The organism is Patiriisocius sp. 208BN25-11, from assembly GCF_058147145.1.
Map to the genome: position 1 here is coordinate 150,474 of NZ_JBYVJY010000005.1, position 21,884 is coordinate 172,357.

Genomic DNA, 21,884 nt, shown 5'->3' on the forward strand with positions numbered 1-21,884 from the left:
TTGAAAAATCTCTAAAAATTTTAATTAATTGATTTACAGATTTTTAAAAATTTATCTCCAATGTTTTTTTACTGTTTTGCCCACAAGAAATTACCTTGTCTATTTAAAAATTATAGGTAAACTATTATCGGGAGTTCCAGATATACTAGGTTTTAGCACTTTGTCTTTGTATCTTTAAGTAAATCAAAACACTATCCTATGTATAACAATTTCAACATTTCGTTTGTATTCAGTTTCGTGATGCTTTTGTTTATTTCGGGATTTGTAACTGCTGGAGAACTCGTAAACACTTCTACTATAGCAATAGCTCAAAATGAAAAAACAGTAACTGCGGCTGTCTTAAAACAAAAAGCTTTAGATGCTGCTTTTCGATATGATGAAGCGGCTGCAATAGATTATGTTACTGCGTACATTAAGAATGTAAAAAACACTTCTTTTTTGCAGCATGAAGTATTTAAAACATTTGATTCAACTTCTTCATTCAATAGTGTGAGAGAGAAATATGCACTGCATTTTGGAGCCTTGCCTTTTTTCTATTTGTTTTCTTCTTTGATAGGGGTATTTATTGCATTTGTATTATTATTCAAACAATCTGGAGACTTTATTGCAACCCTACTAATTTCAACCTTTTTGTTATTGCATTCAGGATTTATATTTCATATTTTTCTATATGCAACAAATTTGAAATATGAGTACCCGCATATTTTGATGATGACGGCGGGCTTTTCGTTTTTATATGCTCCCCTGATTTTCTTTTACTTTAAGAGATTTACGCAGGGGTATAAATTCAAACTCATAGATGCTTTACATTTAATTCCAACAGTGATCGTATTTGCTTTTTTAATACCTATTTACAATCTACCTGAAAGTGAAAAACTCGCTATTATGTTCGAGGTTAGTGAATTTAACATTAGGCAATACTTACCGTATTTAATGTTTACAAAACTCTTTTCATTACTAGTGTATGGCATCTTTTTATTTAGAGATTATCTAAAATCTAGAGGGACGACATTATTTACTGTGGCTGCTCAAAAATGGCAGCGTAATATTGTATATCTAGGAATGTTTTATATTATTTCTTATGCAGTGTATGGTCTTACAATAATAGAAGTTTTACCGAGTTGGGATATATTGTATCAATTGCCTATTGTATCCATGGCTATTATGGTGTTATATATTGGTTTTGTAGCTAACTTAAAACCTTTTGTTTTTGATGTTATTCTTAATAAGGTAAAAAGTAAATACGCTAAATCTGGTTTAACAACGCAATTTTCATTAGAATTAAAGCAAGAGTTGTTAGTACTTTTTGAGACGAATCATATCTATAGAGAAAATGATATCACCTTAGATAAAGTAGCAGAGCGGTTGGGGATTTCTAGACACAACGCTTCTCAAGTAATTAATGAACATTTTGGTCTTAACTTCTTTGAATTAATAAACGAGTATAGAATTAAAGAAGCCTTGTCACTTCTTAAGGAATACGATAAAACAAAAGTTAGAATTATCGATATAGCCCACCTTGTTGGCTTTAATAATAAAGTAACATTTAACAAGTCTTTTAAGAAGATTGTCGCGCTTACTCCAAGTGCATATCTAAAATCACTTAAAGCTTCATAAGGAATTTAATCCTTTCAAAAAAAATCGCTTTTTAGGAAACTAAGAAGCGGTTTTTCTGAAATATTCTTTACGATTATTTTTTTATGACACTTTCATATTTGGCAATCCAAGACTCTGGTGTCATTTTGGTACATAATTCTGCAATCAAATCAAATGGAATTTTATTGATATTTCTGAAACGTATACAGCTTTTCCCCATATCTAATTTGTTGCTTGCGTGTTTTGGATATTCTGCAACAAACCATTCCATTAAAGCTGGATCGCTATAAATACCAGAATGGTACAAACTAATATTATTTTTTTGAGATGCTAAATTCATAAAGGGTAACGGCAGCTCTGGATTTACATGGTATCCATCAGGATAGGTACTATGCGGTACAACATACCCAAGCATGCCATAATTCATGCATTCTTCAAAACCTTTAGGAAGGTTTTCTTTAATAATGTTTCGTAATCGAGTCATCACTTCTTTTCGTTCTTCGGGAAGTTCTGCTAGATATTGTGACGGTGTTGTAGCTTTAGATTGCATAAGTATGGTTGTTTATTTTCTCCATAAATATACTAATGTTGAATGAAATCTAATATTTCAGAAATAAGAAAGACTATTTTTTTAAATCAATGCTTTGTATCGTGTAAGGGTTTCCTAACTTTGCCATAAAATAAAGAACGTGTTACACCAATACACCAAAGAGTTTTCATACAATTTGAAACTAGCAACCCCTGTTATCTTGGGAATGTTAGGACATACTGTAGTCGCTTTGGTAGATAATATTATGGTCGGACAATTGGGTACGGCAGAATTGGCCGCGGTTTCTTTGGGAAACAGTTTTATGTTTATTGCTATGTCTTTAGGGATTGGTTTTTCAACAGCTATTACACCTTTAGTTGCTGAAGCTGATGGGGAAAATAACTTCGAAAAAGGGAAATCTTCTTTTAAGCATGGACTATTCTTGTGTATAGCACTTAGCATTGTTTTAGCTGCTGCTGTTTTTCTTGCAAGGCCATTGTTACATGTAATGAAGCAACCAGCAGAGGTGGTTGCACTAGCAATGCCTTATTTAACCTTGGTGATTATTTCTTTAATACCACTCATTATTTTTCAGGCTTTTAAGCAGTTTAGTGATGGGATGTCTCTAACACGATACCCCATGTATGCTACTATATTGGCTAATGTGGTAAATGTGATTTTAAATTACATGTTTATTTTCGGAAAATTTGGTGCACCCGAATTAGGTATTGTAGGTGCCGCAATTGGCACACTCGCTTCTCGAGTGATTATGGTGTTTTATTTATGGTATTTGCTATACAAAAAGGAAAAATCTAAGCCCTTTGTAACGCATATAAAGTTATTTACGCTATCCAAGAAAATGCTTCAAAAAGTAATCAATCTTGGATTCCCTTCTGCACTTCAAATGTTTTTTGAGGTGGCTATTTTTACAGCAGCTATTTGGTTATCGGGTATTTTAGGAAAGAATCCGCAAGCAGCCAATCAGATTGCTCTTAATTTATCGTCAATGACGTTTATGGTGGCCATGGGCTTTGGTGTAACAGCTATGATACGGGTAGGAAATCAAAAAGGATTGAAACGTTTTATTGATTTACGTCGTATTGCATTTTCTATTTTCTTGCTCTCTACCATATGCGCAGTAGTGTTCGCAATTTTGTTTCTGCTTTTCAATGAAGCATTCCCTAAAATGTACCTTGATTATGACAATCCTTTAGAATTTCAGAACAATATAGAAGTGGTAAGCATTGCCGCTAAACTATTACTCGTAGCTGCGATCTTTCAAATTAGTGATACCATACAAGTGGTTGTTTTGGGTGCCTTACGTGGAATGCAAGACGTTAAAATCCCAACTATTATTACCTTTATTGCCTATTGGGCAGTAGGATTTCCCGTGATGTATTATTTAGGGCTGTTTACAGATTATGGCAGTGCGGGTATATGGATAGGACTTTTAGCGGGACTTACCGTTTCTGGAGGTCTTTTGTTTTGGCGTTTCCATGTCTTATCTAAAAAGTTAATTTCCAGTGCTTCGGAAATATAAGGTGTATTTTTCTGTTTCCTGTTTTTATAAAGTAAAGGGCGTAATTTATAAAGGGCGTCAATAAGCGTTTGTTTTATAGTGGTTTATGTTTGTAATTTGGAGGTGAATATTAAAACCAAAAAATTATGAAAATCAAAATTACAACATTTTTGTTCTTAGCTTTTATAGGGGGAAAGGCACAAACATTCACAAATTATACATCAAATGATGGCCTTATAGAGGGGTTTATTGCAACAGGTAGCCAAGATACTAACGGAGTGTATTGGTTTGGAAGTTGGAGTACTGAAAATATTCCAGCAATAGCCTCATTTGATGGTGATACATTTCAACAATACGGTATAGGTGATGGTCCCACATCTGATGGATATCGTTCCATCTTTAGTTCAAGTGATGGAAAAGTATGGTACGGGTCTTATTTAGTAACCAATGGAGGTGGATTAGATGTAAACGATAATGGAACTTGGACAAGTTATACAACCAATGAAGGTCTAGTTGGGAATGATGTAGCTGCTATCTTTGAAGATTCTAATCAAAATATTTGGATTGGTACCCTAGATGGAGCTTCTTTATTTGATGGTACTACTTTTACTAATTATACTACAGCAAATGGGTTGGTAGGCCCTAGCGTATTAGATATTATAGAAGATGACCAAGGTAATATTTGGTTAGGAATCATTAATGGAGGTGTAAGCGTTTTTGATGGGACCTCATTTACAAATTATACCACTACAGATGGATTAATGTCTAATAACATTTATGAAGTGTATCAAAATACAACTGGGGAATTCTATTTTGGAACTTTTTCTCAAGGTCTTGGGGTAGGAGTGTTTGATGGCACATCGTTTTCTGTCCTTACCGTAGCAGACGGATTAATAGATGATCGAGTTAGAGCAATTAGTGGCAGTGATGATGGTACAGTGTATTTTGGAACAAATTCTGGCCTTGCTATTTATAAGGATGGTGTGTTTACATCCATTACAGAAGATGATGGTTTAGTGGAAAATACCGTAAGAGGTATTTTTATTGATGCAGACGACAATGTTGTTATTAGTACTTGGGGAGGTGTAAGCATTTACAATCCAACCTTAGGAGTTGTAAGTCAGTTTCGCCCAGACTTTACCATTTCACCAAATCCAGCATTAGATTTTATTACTATCAACGCCAATGGTTTTGAAATGAAAACCCTAAGCATTTATAATGTGCTAGGAAGCCTTGTGAAACAACAGGAAATTTCAGAAACCACACAAAAGATTTCTATAGAGCAATTACCAGTGGGTACCTATTTGTTACAATTTATTGATACTCAAGGGACTTCCGTAATTAAGAAATTAGTAAAGAAATAAAAGAAACCTTTTTTGAAAAAGAGGAGTTTAGTTAGTTTGTTTTGATCTGAAATCTCGGGTATTCGTACTCGAGATTTTTTATTGTAATTTTGCAGTGCCCATTTAATGAGGCTCATCATAATTATACAATAACACATGGAATTCCCAAAATACCTTTTAGGTGATAATAGCGATTATCCAACTGCTATTTTTGTTATACATACTACGTTTCCTAGGTTTATTATTAACTTAGAAAACGATGAAGTAGAGTGGTTAGAAGATTTTGACCAGCACGATCAAAAAGAATTAGAAACCGAGACGGAAAATTATATCCGAGAGGCAAGCGAATTTTACGATAGAGAAATAGCACGCTACGAAGATGATTGATGCTTTACTACATTACGATGAGCAACTTTTTTTATTTCTTAATAATTTAGGTACACCAGTATGGGATGAATTTTGGCGTATTGTCACAGAAAAATGGTCTTCCATACCCTTGTATGTACTATTGCTTTTTTTAGTGTTTAAGAAATTTGGAGCGAAATCAACATTAATTGTGATGGTTTGTGCCGCGCTTATGGTCACTGCTTCAGATCAATTGGCGAATTTGTTTAAATATGTGTTGTTTAAAAGACCGCGACCTTGTAGGGTAGAAGCCTTACAAGAACTCATGCGCTTTGTAGCAGATGGTTGCGGACGCTATGGCTACTTTTCTGCACATGCTGCAAGTAGTATGGCAGCAGCTGTTTTTGTTGGTTTGTTATTAAAACCTTATTACAAAACACTTCCTTTTTTCTTGTTATTTTGGGCAGCTGTAGTTGCTTATTCTAGAATTTATCTAGGGGTTCATTATCCACTAGACATCGTTACGGGAATGTTTTTTGGAGCTTGGATTGGCTTTGGGACGTATAAACTGAGCACTTGGGCTATTCGTCGTTTTGTTGTTTAGAAACCAAAAATAAATCGCGCCATAATCTACCATTGTATTTTCTATGTTGTTGGTCTAGGATATTGATGTCGTATCGGTCTATTTTTTTTACATCGTAGTTTTCGAAAGAACGACGAAGACGCATTTCTTCATCAATACCAACAAGAACTGCAAAGATATCTTCTTCTGGACAGGTGGTTATGTAATTGAAAATAACAGTGATGGGTTCTCCAAATTCCCAGATGATTTCGGGTGTAAAGTAGGCTAACTCATATACTTCGATAGCCTTGTTGTTTTTCCATTCTTTTAATTCACTAAAGGACTTGTATGCAGTATTTTGATTTACGGTACGTGAGAGCGGCATCCCAAAACTAACACAACAACAAATAAAAATGATGGTTACATAAAAAACACGCTCAATCTTTTTTTGAAGTAGTTGTAAAATTATGGCTAAACCTGTTAAAAACAGACTTAATGAAAGCATGGTAAACCAACCCCAGTGGATACCGTTTAGATCTTTTAAATAAAAATATCCTACTACAGGAATCACCAATCCAATACAACCAATAATTCCAAAGTTTACATATACAGGTATCGTTTCTTTTTTATCTGAAATATTAGAAAACCGCCTAAACAAATATTCTAAATAAAACCCTGTGTTCAAGGCTAATGGCATTAATACCGGGAGTAAATACCTTGATTTTTTTTCAGGTATTATGGACAATAAAATAACCGAAAAGAGTGTCCATAATACAGTAAATGCATATGCCTTTTTGTGAAACACTCTGTTTTTTAAATAGGGATACAGCAATCCAGTAAAGGCCAGTATCGTCCAAGCGCCACTTTGTGTAAAGAAGCTCCAATAGTAATAAAAAGGTCTTATGTTATAACTACTCCAATTTGCAGTTTCTTTGGTTGTAGTTCGTATAACATTTTGAGCATCAAAATAATAAATGTAATAATACCACCATCCAGAAAGTAGTGTGCTAAGTACTAAAAATAGTAGCAGGGGCAATACTCTAGATTTTATGTTTTTATAGCCAAAAGTAGCTCCAAAAGCAAGTAAGAAAGGAAGTAGAAGCGCATATAAAGACACAGGGCCTTTACTCATAAAAGAACAACCAAAAAAGAAAGCAGCAATACACACATTTTTAAATAATGCACTTTCTTTTGTAAAAAACAAGTAAAGAAAATAGATGCTTAACATCATAAATCCATGTGTAAAAATATCCCATTGTCCATTTCTTCCAGACCATACTATAAAGAAAGAAGTGGCTAGTATGAGAGTGCTTGTAAGTGCGTACTTTTTTTGATTCGTAAAACGAACTGCAAAAGTGTAGGTAGTAAGCATAAGCACCAAAGAAATGAGCGTCGCTGGTAAACGCATAGCAAAAGCACTTTGTATTCCAAAAAGGGCACCCGAAATGGCACTAAGCCATGTAGGTAATGGAGGTTTTTGATATCTAGGATCTCCATTCATGGTGGTTAAGATCCAGTTGTTATCATGTAACATTTCTCTTGCCGTGACAAAATTTCTAGCTTCCATGACATTTACCAGTAATACATCTAAATGCATTACAAAAACGGCAATCCAAACAAGTGCCAATAGTAACGTATGATTTTTCTTAAATTGTCTTAGCATTTCGTAAAATAAATATAGAACGGGTATAGATAATTAGTCCAGCGAAGTGGCCTAAAAATAATACCGGATCTTTCCTAAAAATGGCATAGCTTAGTATAAGTGCAGCTCCTAAAACACTCAACACCCAGAAACCTAATGGCAAATGCGATGTTTTGTTTTTTTCTGAATACAACCATTGGTAAATAAAGCGTAATGTAAAAATAATTTGACCAATAATACCCAGCCAAAATAGCCACGTCGCTATGGCTTCATTGTTAAAAAGTTTTTCTGCATCGTATACTCCATTATTAAATCCATAAATCACAATGAAGATAGGAAATAAGATTATAAACCATCGAAGTGCTCTAGGAGATTTTTGCCACTCTCCTTGCAATTGTAAGTTTCTTATGTAAATAAAATAGGTGAGCGTTTGCCCCAGCATAATAGCAAAGTCATCACGTAAATACCCGTAAATAAATAATAGAAATGAAGCTAGTAAACTTAGTTTCCAAAAAAGGGAAGGAGTAAGGATCTTTTTATTTTTTTCTGAAATAACCCATTGTAACAAGAGTCGTCCAGAAAATAATAGTTGCGCAATAAATCCGATGCTATAAATCAAGGCATCATTCATCCTTTCTTCTCGATTGTATAGTTAATGTATTTTTTTTTCATCCATAAATAAGCAAAACAATCCATTAGGGGCCCTAATAATCTATTCCAAACTCCAAATTTTGCAGTTCCTGCTACCCTTGGGAAGTGTTGCACTGGTATTTGAATTACTTTGCCTTCTTGCAACATAATCATAGCAGGTAAAAAACGATGCAGTCCTTTAAACATAGGAATTCGTTTTGCATATTCGGTTTTTATTACTTTTAGTGGACAACCCGTATCATCCATTCCATCTTTTGTAAAGGCTCTTCGTATGCTGTTGGCAATGGTAGATGACATGTTTTTTACAAAACTATCTTTTCTATCGGCTCGTACTCCTGTCACTAAATCATACCTGCCAATATGTTCGAGGAGCTTGTTAAAGTCTTCTGGAGCGGTTTGTAAGTCACTATCAATATACCCAACAAAAGGTGTTGTTACATGATCAAAGCCAGCTTTTATGGCAGCACTTAAACCTCTATTTTCTTGAAAAGAAAGAAATTGAAATGGTTCATTTCTTTGACATATGTCTTCGATCATGGTCTGACTGCTGTCCTTAGAACCATCATTAATAAAAAGAATACAGGTCTTTTTGGATGCTATTCTTGAATACCAGAGCAATTCTTTTTCAACACGTTCTAAATTATCTTCCTCATTATAAACAGGGACTATGATTGTAAATTCGTACATTTTATCATGTTAAGTTGTTTTGCAAAAGTATTCTTTTTTAAAGAATACAAATCAAATAAATGCCAAGCTTAAAAAAGATGCTATTTTTACAGTGATTTAAAATTTCAGAAATACCTATGAATATTCTTGTTACAGGCGCCGCTGGATTTATTGGTTCGCATACATGTGAACGTTTAATTACAATGGGGCATCGTGTTTTTGGGATGGATAATTTTTCTCCGTATTATGATGCGAAACTTAAAAAGCAAAATGCCGACATACTAAGGGCTGCGGGTGTTACCTTTTTTGAAGCAGATTTGCGATACGATACGTTACAAGCACTTTTTCCAGAACAACTAGATCTTGTTTTTCATTTTGCTGCGCATCCTGGAATTTCTACTAGTTCCTCATTTAACGATTATCTAGAGAATAATGTAATCGCCACACAGCGTTTAATGGATGTGTTAGAAACTTATAAAACACCTCCTTTTGTTGTAAATATTGCCACTTCTTCTATTTATGGATTAGAAGCAACACTTACCGAAGATGAAGCGCCTTTGCCAGCTTCTTGGTATGGTGTTACCAAATTAGCGGCAGAACAATTGGTGCTGGCCTATGCAAGAAGAGGAATTATAAACGGATGTTCACTTCGTTTGTATTCTGTTTACGGACCGAGAGAACGCCCCGATAAATTGTATACCAAATTAATTCAATGCGGACTTACAAATAAGCCATTTACACTATTTGAAGGAAGTGAAAAGCATTTACGAAGCTACACCTTTGTAGCAGATATTGTAGATGGCATTGTGGCTGTTTTGGGTAAGGAGTCTGTTTGTAATACTGAAATTTTCAACCTCGGTACTGCGATAGAAAATACTACTGCTACTGGTATTGCTATTGTTGAGGAATTATTAGGAATTACTATTGCTTTAGATCATCAACCAGCTAGACCTGGTGATCAATCTCGTACAAAAGCAAATATTACCAAGGCAAAAAAGATACTTGGCTACGCTCCAAAAACAACTCTCAAAGAAGGCTTAAAAGCACAAGTAGTTTGGTGTAAAGAACAATTATAGTTCTTCTTTTTTTATTTCGGCTAAAAACTCTTTTAATGCCACACCATAGGTAGATGTTTTAACTTTGGGCGGTAGCGATGTGTATATTGTGTCTAAATATTTTGTGTTCGCATTGTATATTTCACTAAGTGCTAAAAAGGGAGCAATTTCATGGTCTTTATTATTGAGCGCATAATTTACAGTGGTTAAGTAGCTACTTGCCAATACCCTTTGTTGTAATCTATCTAAAGAGTCTACAGCACTCATGTTCTTTTCTTTTGCAGCTACTATCAAATTTCTATTGATCTCAAAATTTTTATCTGTGTAGCGTTTAATCAACGTTTTGTATTCTGTGTATTTCTCTTGGTTTTTTGAACCCGTAATGACTGCGCTTTCTAAATAGTTATTAAGTTTTGTATCAATGGTAATATCTCCAGCTTCGGCAAAGAAAGGAATCGCTCCCACTTCTTGTTCTAGGTTTTGAATTTTTAGACTCAAATAGTACAATTCTGGGCTGTTGATGGTTTCAGTAAATGAAAATCTTGCATCTCCTTCTACGACCATAGAATCTATGGTTTTATATATCGAGTCCTCTGTTTTTTGAAGTAATAAAGTTCCTTCTTTCATGCCTTTTACTTCTCCAGTAAGACGCATTTCATTTTCTTTAGGAGCACAGTGTATCAAGGTGAACAGACTAACAAATAGGAGTACGATTTTTTTCATAATTTCTGAAATTTTAACGCGGCAAAGATGGGTTAAAATTTCAGAAAATAAAAGCTTGCTTCTCGCTATTTTAAGAAAGATACTGCACCTAACTTACCGCAGCTAATTGCATTAAAAAGGTACAGGCTACTGCACCAATGGTACCGATAGCATATCCAAATACGGCTAATAAAACACCTACGGTTGCTAACGAAGGGTGAAATGCCGACGCAACAATAGGAGCAGAGGCAGCACCTCCAACATTGGCCTGACTTCCCACCGCCAAAAAGAAATAGGGTGCTTTAATGAGTTTGGCTACTAATATGAGCAAACCTGCATGTATTGTCATCCAAACCACACCAATAATAATAAGTTGCCAGTTGTCAAAAATGAGCATTAAGTCCATTTTCATTCCAATGGTGGCTACCAAAATGTAAATAAAAACAGAGCCAAACTTACTAGCGCCTGCACCTTCAAAACTCCTCAGTTTAGTGTACGAAAGGATAATACCAATAATAGTGGTAATAGAAATCATCCAAAAGAATGAAGAACTCAAGAATGTAAATAGATTACGAGTTAATCCAGGTTCGAGACCGTTGACAAAATCGGTGAAAAAGGCACTCATGTAGCCCGCGCCAAAATGGGCTATACCAACGGTTCCAAAAGCAATGGCACCTAAAATCATGAGATCTGTTAAGGAAGGGTTTCTACTTACTTCTAGCGAGTAATTGGATACTTTTTCTTTTAAAGCTTCAATTGCTGAGGTATCTGCGCCCAGCCATTTGTCTATTTTAGCTGACTTGCCAATACCAATTAAAATAAGTGCCATCCATACATTGGCGACTACAATATCTACAAATACCATCCCACCATATAAGGCTTGGTTGTATCCATAAACTTCTAACATAGCCGTTTGGTTGGCGCCTCCGCCAATCCAACTACCTGCAAGGGTAGACAAACCTCTCCAAACTGCATCTGCACCTTCACCGCCCACTGCTTCTGGCCAAAAACTTCCAACTACCAGCACGGCAATGGGTCCGCCAATAATAATACCTGCGGTTCCCGTTAAAAACATGATCAAGGCTTTAGGACCTAAATTAAACACCGCTTTTAAATCGATACTTAGCGTCATTAATACCAGTGCTGCGGGTAATAGATACCTGCTCGCTACATAATACAAACTTGATTTTCCTTTAACAGCTTCTCCAGTTTCCGAGACAGTTGTCCAATCTGGGGCAATCACTCCAGTTGTGGTAAGTAAGGCAGGTATGAAATACGCTATAAACAGCGCAGGCACTATACTATAGAATGCTTTCCAAGGACCTTCTTTCTTGGAAGAAGTGTAAAAAATAAACCCTAGGGCAATCATTAGAACTCCAAAGACTATGGTGTCATTTGTAAATAAAGGAGATGTGTCTTCTATAAGTTGAGCGGCTGTATCTTGCATGATTGTAGTTTTGATGCAAAATAGTTTTTTTAATTGAAAATGCAGAAGGCTAGATTCAGAAATGTGGGTTTGGTAATGTATTGATGACTTTTTTTAATTTAATAACTTAGCAAATTTTATGATTAGGGGTTCCATTAAATGAACTTAATATTATTTTAAAAAGTTTAGATGCCTAATGATTTGATGTCTAATTTGTGCTTTTAATACGTTAATCCCTTCTCATTTCAAAGATGCCAGTACAATTTGATATAGTACCGTTTTGATTTGTTGTACTGCTCCATGTTCCGTTTACCTCTTCGATGGAAGTGTTTTCATAAGTTCCTGTAAATGTTATTGTCTCACTCGTGTTTCCACTTTGAAATGAGTAATTTATTATTAATGTGCTGCCATCAAAACTATAACTTGCCGATTGTTTTGCAGAATCCTCAAGACAACCAGAATTTGCTACAAAAATTGAGTTTGAATCTATTATGTAATGTTGTGTAAATAAAACACATGATCCAGAGGTTACGTTTGTATTGTTGAGTTCCCAACAACCATCTAAATCGACTTCTTCATCCTCTTCTTCCAACGTTACATTAAATTGGTCTGTTGTTTGAAAATCACCATCATCATACCTTATAGTCATTGTAAAGCTAACGGGTAATGTTGCATTATCAGTATTGAATGAAATGTTATAATCGCTAGCTCCAACAATATCAATAGTCGCAATTATCGTATTAGGAACTCCATCTATTATAACAAATGCATTTTTGCCTGCAATGGTAGATGAGGGACTAGAACTTGGGTATGACTCGATAGTTGCCACTACAGCTTCGTAATTGGTAGAAGTTGCAAACCATCCATTAAACCAACCAGAGATATCTTCTATGATATTGTTAATTCCTGTAGCAAATGCATCCCAATTTTCTCTGAGTGATTCAAATTTTTGAGCAACGTTTGCTATTAGTTCAGATGTGTTATTTGTGTCTGAGCTTATAATTGATCTTATTTTTGATTTTAAACTAAACGATTTTAATGTATTGTTTGAAAATGTAAAGTTGTTAATGTTTCCTTCTGTATCTTCAAGTAAATGCTCAAAAGGTAAAAAGCAGTCATTGAGTAAATGCTGATGTGCTGTGCTAATAATTTGATATGCTGCATACACTCCTGCTACAGCAGCAACAAGTCCTGCAATGGTGCCAAAGGGCCCCGTTGCAACAAGAGCGGCTAATGTATCTACAAAAACTAAAATAGTAATGGTAGTCAAGACGACTCTTTTTCCGTTAATTTTAAAACAATCAAAATCTTCATTACCATCCATGATTCTGTTGGCTGCCTCGATACTTGATGAGAAAATCGGATTCGCAACAAAGAATTTTGCAATTTCTGCCTTTTCTTCTGTAGGTAACGTATTAAACTGCGTTAGATAGTTATCTAACATGGTTTTTGCCGAATTCAATTTCAATAGATTTTCATTAGAAACGTTATTTTCAGTTAACATGAGCTCAATATCTTGATGGAACATAGTAAGAGGCTCAACTAATTCTTGACTTATTGTTTCATTTACATTTTGGATTTGAGTAGGGTTAATTTCAAAGGAGAGTTCCCCAATTCTATTTTGAATTTCTAACCGTAGCGTATATGTTCCTGGACTTATACTTGGAATAGCAAAGACCAGTGCATTGTTATTCTTTTTTGCTAGTGTTATGGGTTGCGCATTAAATTCACCAATATAAGAGGCTTCAGTAAATGAAATATTGTCAGACGTTAGGGTGACCAGTTGATATGCTAAAACTGAATTATTTTCAACAATTAAATTAAAAGTTTCAGTGTTTTGTTCGTTATTGTTTTGACTTTCCTCTGGTGTGGTTTGAGTGTCATCAGAACTGCAACCATTAAAAACCAAGAACGTAAAAAGCAGGAAAACTATATTTTTCATGTAAGTGAATTAGATACTAAAAGTATGCATAAGGGATTCCCCATACAATCCCCTCTAATAGGTATTTTTGAATATCGTAACTGCTTAGTGCAACTGCCTACTTCTTCTTAGGGTCTCTGTTGCTTTTCTTCAACATTTCATTAAGCATCCACTCAATTTGGCCATTGGTAGAACGAAACTCATCACTAGCCCATTTTTCAATAGCCTTCATCATGTGTTCGTTGACGCGTAGTGCAAATGCTTTTTTCTTTGCCATAAGAATATTCACCCAAATTTGGGCTGCTTAATGTTGTTTTATAAAGGTGCTAATTTCAGAAATTAGCTGTGGTATTACGGGCATTTTATAATCGTTGTATGCCTTTTGGTTGTCTAAAGGATCTTGACTCTTAACTTCCTTTAGTACATGATTCATGTTTTGTATGACACTGTAGGTTGCGCCAGGTTTAGCTTTTTGTAACATTTCAGCTTCACCCACAGCTACCTGAATATCATTATCACCATTAATAATTAGCACAGGAATGTTGAGCTTAGATAATTCTTCTTGCGGGTTATACACCATCCAACTTCTAATAAAAGGTTGTATGGCAGGTCTAAAAATCGAAGCCAATCCAGGACTGTATTTTGTAGTGCTGCCATTGGCTCTAAGGTCATCAAAAGCTTCGGTGGCATTTTCTTGCAACTCTGGTGCTTGGTTTCCAAGTTGTGTGATAATCACTTCATCGATGCTTTGGCCAGCACCAGCTATAGAAACAAAACCAGCCACATCTTCTTGCGCAGCCACCATGCCTACTAGAGAACCTTGACTGTGCCCAATGATGTAAATATTTGCAAAAGAATTGGCTCTTTTAAAATAGTGAACCACATCTTTGGCATCTTTAATAAAATCATCAAAGCGAATGCTTTCTTCGTTAATGGTTCTCTCCTTCATTTGTTTTACAATACGCTTGTCGTATCTAAAACTCGCGATGCCATTTTTATAGAGCCCTTCTGCTAGATAGCGCAACGAGTTGTTTTCCATCATTTGTTGGTTCCCATTTCTATCGGTAGGACCAGAGCCTCCAATGATAATAACTAGGTCTGGAGCTGCAGTTGTTTTAGGAACCAGAATAGTGCCATCAATATATGGAGACACGCTAATGTCTTTACTATCCTTAGTGATGTTTTGTGCCACAAGGCTGTTACTAATTACGAATGCTACTAAAATTAAATATCTCATCTTTATTGTTTTTGTAATCCAATTTCTTGTCCGGCTTGGAACAATGTAAAACGAGTAGCAGTATTGTTTTCGGTCTCAAAAGTTATTTTCGCCTTTACTTTAGAGTTTACAAAAGATGTTTCATCTACAGGAGTAAATAAAAAGGCTTGTTGTCCTGTTACTTGTCCGTACAATTGTCCGTCCTTAGTAGTAACAGTAATTGTAAGTCCAAATTGTGAATTCTTGTAAATTCCTTCATATTTTTTTAAGGTTTCTTCGGAAATTTTAATGGTTTCAAGAGCATTAGAATACAAAGGAAATTTTTCTGGGTCTAGCATATGATCTTTCAAATCAGTGATGTTTTGGTCTCCAGTGTTGGTCATAATAGCGACAACAACCTTATTTTCAAGGTCTATTTCTAGATGGGTGCTAAAGCCATAGGTGCCTCCACCATGACTAATTCGATTTCCGTTTTTAAACCAATTAATCCCCAAAGCCATCGGGCTATCGGGCATGTCATATTGAACCACTGTTGTAGCTTGTTGTGCTTTTGATAAGGGATTTTCTTCAAGATACGATTTGCCATAGGCAAGCAAATCTCTAATGTCTGCACGTAAGGCTCCGGCTGGGGCAAGAATGTCGAAATCCCAATGTGAAGTAGGGTTTCCCTTGGTATAGCCATCTGCAAAATCTTTTAATTTGTGTTCTGGAACGGTGAAAAATGTATTGTTAAGATTAAGGGGTTTTAAAATTTCCGAAGTTATTAAAGTCGTATACGGTGTGTCTGCAATAATTGCAAGTCCCTCTCCCATAAGGCCTGCACCTATATTGCTGTAAGCAAACTTTGTACCTACGCTTTGTGTTCCAAAATTTTTGAGGTAGCCATAGATGGCTTTTTTATCTAAATATAGGTATGGATTCTCTGGATCTTTGGGCTCATAACCTACTGGAAAACTAATAAGTCCAGAGGTATGCGTTGCCAAATCTTTAAACGTAATGGCTCTTCCAGTTGGGTCTGTAAGTTTTAAAGAGTCAGGGTAAATGGTAGTGATAGGAGTATCTAAAGTTACCTTGCCTTCTGTTTCCATTTTTGCTAGCAGTACTGCATTAAAAGTTTTGGTAACAGATCCTATCTCGTATATGGTGCTTGAAGTAGCGGGAGTTTTTGTTGCTAAATTTTGATATCCCGACACATAGTAATCGGTATTTCCATTTTTATAGATGGCTACAGCAATAGATGGGTTTTCTCCTTTTGCAACACGGGCATCTATTTCCTTTTTTAGGGTTTCAGAAAGTTGCGCGTTTGCAATTGCAAAACATAACAAACAAGATAAAAGAATGCTGTATTTAATGAGTGTTTTCATGTGTGTTGTATTTATGTGCATAGGTTTTTAATACCCTTTCGGCTTCTTCTTTTTTTTGCGTACCTATTAATGTTTTTTTTCCGTTTTTGAATTCAATTTGTATGCCAATAGTCCCGCTAACGTTATAAGCTTTTCCATGTCCGTTTTTACTAAAAGAAACACGATATCCCCAGCCTCCGTATTCTGCAATTGGACTGTATTCTCTTACATAGATTTTTTCAATGTCCTGCCATGGAATGTGTCTCAGCTTTGTTTGAAAAGGCCAGAATCCATAAGAAATGCCTTGTTCGTTAATGGTTGTTTTTAGTGTGATAAAAAATACCGCACCTAGCACTAAAAAGGTAAATATATCTGTAATGATAAGTACGGTCCTTCCAGATCCGTCCTCTGGTATTTCTGCATAACTTTGGAAAGACAAATAACCCACCAGGCAAACTGTTGCTATCATGACGAGTAGGAACCATGGATTGTTAAAACGTTGTTCTTCTTTAAATACACGCATACTATCTGTGTTTTGGGCGTTCTAATAAAGCTACAAAGCTAGAGCCTGTATCACCCACAGTAGAAAAGCCAACCACATTCCAGCCTTCTCTTGCATGTTCGTTTAATAGGGTTTCAAATTTTTCCATATTGTTTTTCCAGTGAAACTCAGATTTTATGATTTTGTATTCCTTCATGTTTTTTTATTATTTTAAATTTCCATACTCCATACTCCATACTCCATACTCCATACTCCATACTCCAAATCTAGTGATTCAAAGTCCCCGTATTCAACACCGGACTTGCATCTTTATCACCACATAAAATTACCATTAAATTACTTACCATAGCAGCTTTGCGATCGGCATCTAGATCTACAATGTCTTTTTTGCTAAGCTCTGTTAGTGCCATTTCTACCATACTTACGGCACCTTCTACAATTTTATGTCGTGCAGCAACAATGGCTGTAGCCTGTTGTCTTTTTAACATGGCGCTTGCAATTTCATTGGCATACGCTAAATATCCAATACGTGATTCTAGTACTTCAATACCGGCGATAGCTAAACGATCTTCTAATTCTTTTTCTAAGGCTTCGTTTACTTCACTCATACTAGAACGTAAGGTAATATCTTCATCCACGCCTTCATCGGCAAAATTATCATAAGGATACTTACTTGCTAATTCTCTAACAGCTGCATCGGTTTGTACACGAACAAAATTTTCGTAATTATCTACATCAAAAGCAGCTTTGTGTGTATCATGAACACGCCATACTAAAATGGTGCTAATATTAATTGGATTTCCCATTTTGTCATTCACTTTGAGGCGTTCACTATCAAAATTTCTAGCGCGTAATGAAATTTTTGTTTTGCTGTAAAAAGGATTCACCCAATAGAGTCCGTTTTTACGAATGGTACCAATGTATTTCCCAAAAAGTAATAACACTCTAGATCCATTTGGATTCACTTTTACAAATCCAGGCACCATGATAATAGCTGCCAAAATAAACAATCCATAGATTGGATTTTCTTGGTGAATCATAATAGCAATGCCTCCAAAAAAGAACAAAGCAAATAGCAATAACATGATATATCCTGAAAGTGGGGTAACTGTTTTTTCGTTTGTCATAAGTAAAAATTTAAAATGATATTAAAATGATATTAAACAAATATAAATTATTTTTTCTGAAATTTCCAAATCATTTTATAGATTGCTTCAAAATACTCTTGGTATATTTGTATAAAATATATGTCTTATGAGATCTTTTTTGTTACTAGTATGTACTGTTTTATTTTTAAGTCAGCCCCTTCTGGCTTCAGATGATTGGGGTAGAACTGGGCATAGAACCACGGGTGAAATAGCTACCAAACACCTAACCAAGAAAGCACGTAAGAAAATTTCAGCGTTGCTCAACGGAGAATCATTAGCGTTTGTATCTACTTATGCCGATGAAATACGAAGCGATAAAACCATGAAAAACTATGGACCATGGCATTATGTGAGTTTTCCTTTTGGAGCTAGATACGAAAGCAGCCCAAAAAATGATAGAGGAGATATTATTGTTGCCATCCAAAATTGCATTGATACTTTAAAGAATGAAACAACGAGCCAAGAAGACAAAGCATTTTACCTAAGAATGTTGGTTCACTTTATTGGAGATTTGCACATGCCACTCCATGTGGGGCTCAAAGAAGATAAAGGCGGGAACGACTTTCAAGTGCAATGGTTTGGAGAAGGAACCAACCTGCATACGGTTTGGGATACTAAAATTATTGAGAGCTATAATATGAGCTATACAGAGCTTACCGATAATGCAGATAACCTTACTAAAGAAGAAATTAAAAGAATGCAGCAAGGCGCTGTTACCGATTGGATGTATGAAAGTCGCGCACTTTGCGAAGACATCTACCAAAAAACCAAAGTAGGAGAAAAACTAGGATATTCATATATGTACAAATATGTAAACGTATCAAGAACTCAATTGCAAAAGGCCGGACTTCGTTTGGCTCGAATTCTCAACGAAATCTTCGATTAAATTCCATTTTCTTAATGTAATAAGATCTTGAAACGTGTCGTTTAACTTACTATGCGTGCATAACATCGAAAACCATACTTTCTTTTTTCTGAAACCGTAAAATACTCACAAATAGCTAGTTGTTAATTGGTTGCCTGTGAGTACTTTTGCACGCGCTAAGCCCCCAGGTAATTTATTTGCCCCAAAATAAATATTTATTAGCTCAAATAAAGATTATTAACAAACACTAATTTTTTTTACTGCTAGATTGAAATACTACCGCTTCATATGTGGTATTGATATGTAGCCTAATACCAGTTGGTATTACATTAAAAGGTTGTAAACTGTTTAAATGTTAATCTTATTATTGAATGAAAAAAATTGAAACGCTCACATTTATTTTCCGAATACTTATAGGAAGTATTATTATGTTACATGGTTTAGCTAGAGTGCTATTTATACAAGAATATGTAGATGTTGTTCAAAATCACTTTTCTTCTTATTTTTCTAGTGATACGCTCTTAATTTTTGGAGCCACATTTTTACCTTTTTTAGAGTTTTTAACTGGCGCTTTACTACTATTAAAAATTGGGGTAAAGAGATCGGCTACTGTAGCTTTTGGTATATCACTTCTCATGTTGGCCTTTATATATTTAGGAGATTTAGATACCTATCGATGGGTCTACCATGTAAGCGTTATGATTAGCTTACTCATAGTTTTTATAAGTTATAGTTTTTTATATATCGATAAACCCGGTTTTTATTTTTCTAAACGTAAGATTGATTCTTGGAGCTAGCACACGTTTGGATTTTGGAATTTGATGTTTCCAAAATGCCTGTGTTTCTCCACCCATTACTAACAAACTACCATGCCCCAAATCTATTTTAAACTTCAAGCTGGTATCTTGTTTATGTTTAAAATGAAACGTTCTTTTCGCCCCAAAAGACAAAGATGCGATGAAGGGGTTGTTCCCCAGCTCCTTCTCGTCATCACTATGCCAGCCATTGCTGTCACTGCCATCACGGTATAAGTTAAGCAATACTGTAGTAAATTTTTCCTTCGTTATAAATTCAATATCCTCTTTGATTTTTAGTAAGGTAGGCGTCCACAAGTTGGGCGCCATTTTTATATTAGAGTAGGAGTAAGGCTTGTCTTTATCTCCATACAATGCAGTTAATCGTGGCTGTTTATATACTTTTCCAAAGAGTTTAATGTCATCTTCTTGCCAGGCAGTTTCTTCTTGTATTTTTTTCTGAAATGTTAGTGCTTCCAGCTCTTTATAAAAATTTGGGTAGTAGCTTACCGATGCATTTTGCATGGGTAATACAATTTTCTCTAGGCGATTTTCGTCTTCAAATAAATTCATAGTACTACATATTGGTAGGCCCAATACATGAGCCCGAATTGTAGCGGAAACCTAAGAAGTAACACCCATTTGGGTAATTTTAAAGAGGCCTCTTTGTTTTGCAGCATATATACATGCACAGGTAAAAAAAGAATGAGTTGCACAATGATACACCAAGCCCCAATCGATTGAGTTTTGGGGTTTAAGAGTAAGAAGCCCGAAATCATTTCGGTGATCCCCGAAAGCAATACCATAAAACTCGCCGAAGGAATATAAGGAGGCATGATACGCTCGTATATTTTTGGGGTTCTAAAATGGTTTGCACCAGCTATAATAAATAGTATTCCTAAGAGATATTGATGCCAAGGGAGCATAGAAAAATAGTTTGCTAATTAAAGAAGTTTAAAAATACAATTAATAAAGAATGATTAAACAATTACATCTTTAAAAATACGTGTAAATTTTTTAGGGAGTGTTATTTTTTCTGAAATGTTAGCGCCCGTAATTGGATGTATAAACGACAAAGAATAGGCATGTAGATACAGGCCATTACCTTTGCCGATACGACCTTCGGTACCGTATTGTAGGTCTCCCATAATGGGATTTCCAATTTCAGAAAGGTGTTTTCTAAGTTGATGCTTTCTACCTGTTTTTGGGAGCAATTTTACCAAATTTAAAGCCTCGTATTTTGGAGAAGTTTGTGAGGCAATGACTTCAAAATGAGATAGCGATGCTTTTCCATCAATTGGGTTATTTATACTGCCTTTTTTTTCTTGCAGTCCAAGTGTAACTGCATAATAAACTTTTGCAATTTTCTTATCTTTAAAGGCTTTGTTTAAAGCCATCACACAACGGCTTGTTTTTCCAATAAGCAAACAACCACTAGTTGGATAGTCTAATCTATGAATAGGTTCTGGATGTGCTAAAGCATCTTTTTGAGTGCTCTTACTCAATGTATTAGTCAATGCATTTGCAATGGTATATTTTTTATTACCACTTACTTCAATGCCAGCGGGTTTGTTGATAATGGCAAGGTAGTCATCCTCAAAAATAACTTCAAGCGGTAGAGATATACTTGGTTTTTTTGAGATAGATGCATCAGTGTAGATGGTAATTGTTTCATCTCCAGAAAGTGGTGTTGCTGTTGTTGCTGGTTTTTGATTTACATGCACCAATCCTGCTTTGATATATTTTGTAAATGCTTTTCTAGAATGTATCAATACAAACGTTCCTGCCTTCAAATCAGATAATCTAATAGGAGTTTCAAGTTGCGGGACATGGTAGGTTTCTAAAATAGTCACAAGTGGTGGTTTTCTAGCGGCGTTTAAATGTACTAGAATTTCCGAAGAAAAAAGCATCCACCCCCAAAGGAGGCAGATGCCGTGATTACTAAGAATCTACAATTATAATTTGGTATATAATTAATTGAGTTTCAAAAGTAGCATCCCTTTTAAATATAAATCTAAGTAGAAATACCTGTTTTTTAAAAGTAAAAACTGCACTCAAC

Annotated in this window: 24 protein-coding genes; 8 read left to right on the top strand and 16 right to left on the bottom strand. The window is 35.2% G+C overall.

The window, feature by feature from the left end:
- Window positions 1-198 precede the first annotated feature (198 nt).
- Entirely contained in the window at window positions 199-1,617 is a 1,419-nt protein-coding gene (locus ACY2RS_RS08495) for a helix-turn-helix domain-containing protein (RefSeq protein WP_490098212.1), read from the top strand.
- A gap of 73 nt (window positions 1,618-1,690) precedes the next feature.
- On the opposite strand, the gene ACY2RS_RS08500 is transcribed toward ACY2RS_RS08495, so the two are convergent.
- Window positions 1,691-2,146: a DUF1801 domain-containing protein gene (locus ACY2RS_RS08500; RefSeq protein ID WP_490098213.1), complete on the bottom strand. Its 456-nt coding sequence runs from the start codon at window positions 2,144-2,146 to the stop codon at window positions 1,691-1,693.
- A 139-nt stretch (window positions 2,147-2,285) separates the two neighbouring features.
- Here ACY2RS_RS08500 and ACY2RS_RS08505 point away from each other — a divergent pair, with 139 nt between their 5' ends.
- From ACY2RS_RS08505 to ACY2RS_RS08520, 4 genes are all read left to right on the top strand, one after another.
- Window positions 2,286-3,665 (top strand): MATE family efflux transporter, encoded by a 1,380-nt coding sequence (locus tag ACY2RS_RS08505; RefSeq protein WP_490098214.1) that lies wholly within the window; start codon window positions 2,286-2,288, stop codon window positions 3,663-3,665.
- Window positions 3,666-3,790: 125 nt separating this feature from the next.
- Window positions 3,791-5,008: a two-component regulator propeller domain-containing protein gene (locus ACY2RS_RS08510; RefSeq protein WP_490098215.1), complete on the top strand. Its 1,218-nt coding sequence runs from the start codon at window positions 3,791-3,793 to the stop codon at window positions 5,006-5,008.
- 135 nt (window positions 5,009-5,143) lie between these two features.
- Window positions 5,144-5,374, top strand: coding sequence for a DUF8828 family protein (locus tag ACY2RS_RS08515; RefSeq protein ID WP_490098216.1), 231 nt, complete (start codon window positions 5,144-5,146; stop codon window positions 5,372-5,374).
- The gene (locus tag ACY2RS_RS08520; protein WP_490098217.1) at window positions 5,367-5,936 is read left to right on the top strand and encodes a phosphatase PAP2 family protein; all 570 of its coding nucleotides are present in this window, start codon (window positions 5,367-5,369) and stop codon (window positions 5,934-5,936) included. Before ACY2RS_RS08515 ends, ACY2RS_RS08520 begins: the two co-directional genes overlap by 8 nt.
- Here ACY2RS_RS08520 and ACY2RS_RS08525 read toward each other — a convergent pair.
- From ACY2RS_RS08525 to ACY2RS_RS08535, 3 genes are read right to left on the bottom strand one after another with little or no spacing between them, the layout of a single operon-like run.
- On the bottom strand, window positions 5,914-7,557 hold the full coding sequence (locus ACY2RS_RS08525; RefSeq protein WP_490098218.1) for an ArnT family glycosyltransferase: 1,644 nt from the start codon (window positions 7,555-7,557) through the stop codon (window positions 5,914-5,916). The two genes, ACY2RS_RS08520 and ACY2RS_RS08525, sit on opposite strands and share 23 nt — an antisense overlap.
- Entirely contained in the window at window positions 7,541-8,167 is a 627-nt protein-coding gene (locus tag ACY2RS_RS08530; protein ID WP_490098219.1) for a lipid-A-disaccharide synthase N-terminal domain-containing protein, read from the bottom strand. The genes ACY2RS_RS08525 and ACY2RS_RS08530 overlap by 17 nt, the downstream gene beginning before the upstream one ends.
- Window positions 8,164-8,874, bottom strand: coding sequence for a glycosyltransferase family 2 protein (locus ACY2RS_RS08535; protein ID WP_490098220.1), 711 nt, complete (start codon window positions 8,872-8,874; stop codon window positions 8,164-8,166). The genes ACY2RS_RS08530 and ACY2RS_RS08535 overlap by 4 nt, the downstream gene beginning before the upstream one ends.
- 116 nt (window positions 8,875-8,990) lie before the next feature.
- On the opposite strand from ACY2RS_RS08535, the gene ACY2RS_RS08540 reads away from it, so the two are divergent.
- Window positions 8,991-9,929: an NAD-dependent epimerase/dehydratase family protein gene (locus ACY2RS_RS08540; protein ID WP_490098221.1), complete on the top strand. Its 939-nt coding sequence runs from the start codon at window positions 8,991-8,993 to the stop codon at window positions 9,927-9,929.
- Here the strand turns inward: ACY2RS_RS08540 and ACY2RS_RS08545 are convergent.
- From ACY2RS_RS08545 to ACY2RS_RS08585, 9 genes are all read right to left on the bottom strand, one after another.
- Window positions 9,924-10,631, bottom strand: coding sequence for a DUF4369 domain-containing protein (locus tag ACY2RS_RS08545; RefSeq protein WP_490098222.1), 708 nt, complete (start codon window positions 10,629-10,631; stop codon window positions 9,924-9,926). The two genes, ACY2RS_RS08540 and ACY2RS_RS08545, sit on opposite strands and share 6 nt — an antisense overlap.
- A gap of 88 nt (window positions 10,632-10,719) precedes the next feature.
- Window positions 10,720-12,057, bottom strand: coding sequence for a DUF819 family protein (locus ACY2RS_RS08550; RefSeq protein WP_490098223.1), 1,338 nt, complete (start codon window positions 12,055-12,057; stop codon window positions 10,720-10,722).
- A 208-nt stretch (window positions 12,058-12,265) separates the two neighbouring features.
- Complete coding sequence (locus ACY2RS_RS08555; RefSeq protein ID WP_490098224.1) at window positions 12,266-13,978, bottom strand: hypothetical protein; 1,713 nt, start codon at window positions 13,976-13,978, stop codon at window positions 12,266-12,268.
- Window positions 13,979-14,075: 97 nt separating this feature from the next.
- Window positions 14,076-14,234, bottom strand: coding sequence for a type II toxin-antitoxin system antitoxin (locus ACY2RS_RS08560; protein WP_490098225.1), 159 nt, complete (start codon window positions 14,232-14,234; stop codon window positions 14,076-14,078).
- Between the two features lie 27 nt (window positions 14,235-14,261).
- Complete coding sequence (locus tag ACY2RS_RS08565; RefSeq protein ID WP_490098226.1) at window positions 14,262-15,194, bottom strand: alpha/beta hydrolase; 933 nt, start codon at window positions 15,192-15,194, stop codon at window positions 14,262-14,264.
- A gap of 2 nt (window positions 15,195-15,196) precedes the next feature.
- On the bottom strand, window positions 15,197-16,537 hold the full coding sequence (locus tag ACY2RS_RS08570) for a serine hydrolase (protein WP_490098227.1): 1,341 nt from the start codon (window positions 16,535-16,537) through the stop codon (window positions 15,197-15,199).
- On the bottom strand, window positions 16,521-17,039 hold the full coding sequence (locus ACY2RS_RS08575) for a hypothetical protein (RefSeq protein ID WP_490098228.1): 519 nt from the start codon (window positions 17,037-17,039) through the stop codon (window positions 16,521-16,523). The genes ACY2RS_RS08570 and ACY2RS_RS08575 overlap by 17 nt, the downstream gene beginning before the upstream one ends.
- A 1-nt stretch (window position 17,040) precedes the next feature.
- Entirely contained in the window at window positions 17,041-17,214 is a 174-nt protein-coding gene (locus ACY2RS_RS08580; protein ID WP_490098229.1) for a DUF4177 domain-containing protein, read from the bottom strand.
- A gap of 70 nt (window positions 17,215-17,284) precedes the next feature.
- Window positions 17,285-18,145 carry an SPFH domain-containing protein gene (locus ACY2RS_RS08585; protein WP_490098230.1) on the bottom strand — a complete coding sequence of 287 codons (861 nt, stop codon included), beginning with the start codon at window positions 18,143-18,145 and terminating at the stop codon, window positions 17,285-17,287.
- Between the two features lie 127 nt (window positions 18,146-18,272).
- Here ACY2RS_RS08585 and ACY2RS_RS08590 point away from each other — a divergent pair, with 127 nt between their 5' ends.
- Both ACY2RS_RS08590 and ACY2RS_RS08595 read left to right on the top strand, forming a co-directional pair.
- Window positions 18,273-19,052, top strand: coding sequence for a S1/P1 nuclease (locus ACY2RS_RS08590; protein ID WP_490098231.1), 780 nt, complete (start codon window positions 18,273-18,275; stop codon window positions 19,050-19,052).
- A gap of 350 nt (window positions 19,053-19,402) precedes the next feature.
- Window positions 19,403-19,828, top strand: a complete 426-nt coding sequence (locus ACY2RS_RS08595) for a hypothetical protein (RefSeq protein ID WP_490098232.1) — start codon at window positions 19,403-19,405, stop codon at window positions 19,826-19,828.
- Here ACY2RS_RS08595 and ACY2RS_RS08600 read toward each other — a convergent pair.
- Genes ACY2RS_RS08600 through ACY2RS_RS08610 form a run of 3 tightly spaced genes read right to left on the bottom strand, consistent with a single transcriptional unit; the run spans window position 19,769 to window position 21,678 of the window.
- A complete protein-coding gene (locus tag ACY2RS_RS08600; protein WP_490098233.1) occupies window positions 19,769-20,398 on the bottom strand; it encodes an alpha-ketoglutarate-dependent dioxygenase AlkB family protein in 630 nt (209 codons plus the stop codon). The genes ACY2RS_RS08595 and ACY2RS_RS08600 overlap by 60 nt on opposite strands.
- A complete protein-coding gene (locus ACY2RS_RS08605; protein ID WP_490098234.1) occupies window positions 20,395-20,751 on the bottom strand; it encodes a DoxX family protein in 357 nt (118 codons plus the stop codon). The genes ACY2RS_RS08600 and ACY2RS_RS08605 overlap by 4 nt, the downstream gene beginning before the upstream one ends.
- A 54-nt stretch (window positions 20,752-20,805) precedes the next feature.
- The gene (locus ACY2RS_RS08610; protein ID WP_490098235.1) at window positions 20,806-21,678 is read right to left on the bottom strand and encodes an RluA family pseudouridine synthase; all 873 of its coding nucleotides are present in this window, start codon (window positions 21,676-21,678) and stop codon (window positions 20,806-20,808) included.
- Window positions 21,679-21,884: the final 206 nt, after the last annotated feature.

What these genes read in the sequence shown, in the direction of transcription:
- ACY2RS_RS08495 (WP_490098212.1), top strand. Translation starts at nt 199, where the DNA reads ATGTATAACAATTTCAACATTTCGTTTGTATTCAGTTTCGTGATGCTT.
- ACY2RS_RS08500 (WP_490098213.1), bottom strand. Translation starts at nt 2,146, where the DNA reads ATGCAATCTAAAGCTACAACACCGTCACAATATCTAGCAGAACTTCCC.
- ACY2RS_RS08560 (WP_490098225.1), bottom strand. Translation starts at nt 14,234, where the DNA reads ATGGCAAAGAAAAAAGCATTTGCACTACGCGTCAACGAACACATGATG.
- ACY2RS_RS08510 (WP_490098215.1), top strand. Translation starts at nt 3,791, where the DNA reads ATGAAAATCAAAATTACAACATTTTTGTTCTTAGCTTTTATAGGGGGA.
- ACY2RS_RS08520 (WP_490098217.1), top strand. Translation starts at nt 5,367, where the DNA reads ATGATTGATGCTTTACTACATTACGATGAGCAACTTTTTTTATTTCTT.
- ACY2RS_RS08545 (WP_490098222.1), bottom strand. Translation starts at nt 10,631, where the DNA reads ATGAAAAAAATCGTACTCCTATTTGTTAGTCTGTTCACCTTGATACAC.
- ACY2RS_RS08550 (WP_490098223.1), bottom strand. Translation starts at nt 12,057, where the DNA reads ATGCAAGATACAGCCGCTCAACTTATAGAAGACACATCTCCTTTATTT.
- ACY2RS_RS08575 (WP_490098228.1), bottom strand. Translation starts at nt 17,039, where the DNA reads ATGCGTGTATTTAAAGAAGAACAACGTTTTAACAATCCATGGTTCCTA.
- ACY2RS_RS08570 (WP_490098227.1), bottom strand. Translation starts at nt 16,537, where the DNA reads ATGAAAACACTCATTAAATACAGCATTCTTTTATCTTGTTTGTTATGT.
- ACY2RS_RS08515 (WP_490098216.1), top strand. Translation starts at nt 5,144, where the DNA reads ATGGAATTCCCAAAATACCTTTTAGGTGATAATAGCGATTATCCAACT.
- ACY2RS_RS08530 (WP_490098219.1), bottom strand. Translation starts at nt 8,167, where the DNA reads ATGAATGATGCCTTGATTTATAGCATCGGATTTATTGCGCAACTATTA.
- ACY2RS_RS08555 (WP_490098224.1), bottom strand. Translation starts at nt 13,978, where the DNA reads ATGAAAAATATAGTTTTCCTGCTTTTTACGTTCTTGGTTTTTAATGGT.
- ACY2RS_RS08590 (WP_490098231.1), top strand. Translation starts at nt 18,273, where the DNA reads ATGAGATCTTTTTTGTTACTAGTATGTACTGTTTTATTTTTAAGTCAG.
- ACY2RS_RS08585 (WP_490098230.1), bottom strand. Translation starts at nt 18,145, where the DNA reads ATGACAAACGAAAAAACAGTTACCCCACTTTCAGGATATATCATGTTA.
- ACY2RS_RS08535 (WP_490098220.1), bottom strand. Translation starts at nt 8,874, where the DNA reads ATGTACGAATTTACAATCATAGTCCCTGTTTATAATGAGGAAGATAAT.
- ACY2RS_RS08540 (WP_490098221.1), top strand. Translation starts at nt 8,991, where the DNA reads ATGAATATTCTTGTTACAGGCGCCGCTGGATTTATTGGTTCGCATACA.
- ACY2RS_RS08605 (WP_490098234.1), bottom strand. Translation starts at nt 20,751, where the DNA reads ATGCTCCCTTGGCATCAATATCTCTTAGGAATACTATTTATTATAGCT.
- ACY2RS_RS08565 (WP_490098226.1), bottom strand. Translation starts at nt 15,194, where the DNA reads ATGAGATATTTAATTTTAGTAGCATTCGTAATTAGTAACAGCCTTGTG.
- ACY2RS_RS08595 (WP_490098232.1), top strand. Translation starts at nt 19,403, where the DNA reads ATGAAAAAAATTGAAACGCTCACATTTATTTTCCGAATACTTATAGGA.
- ACY2RS_RS08600 (WP_490098233.1), bottom strand. Translation starts at nt 20,398, where the DNA reads ATGAATTTATTTGAAGACGAAAATCGCCTAGAGAAAATTGTATTACCC.
- ACY2RS_RS08580 (WP_490098229.1), bottom strand. Translation starts at nt 17,214, where the DNA reads ATGAAGGAATACAAAATCATAAAATCTGAGTTTCACTGGAAAAACAAT.
- ACY2RS_RS08525 (WP_490098218.1), bottom strand. Translation starts at nt 7,557, where the DNA reads ATGCTAAGACAATTTAAGAAAAATCATACGTTACTATTGGCACTTGTT.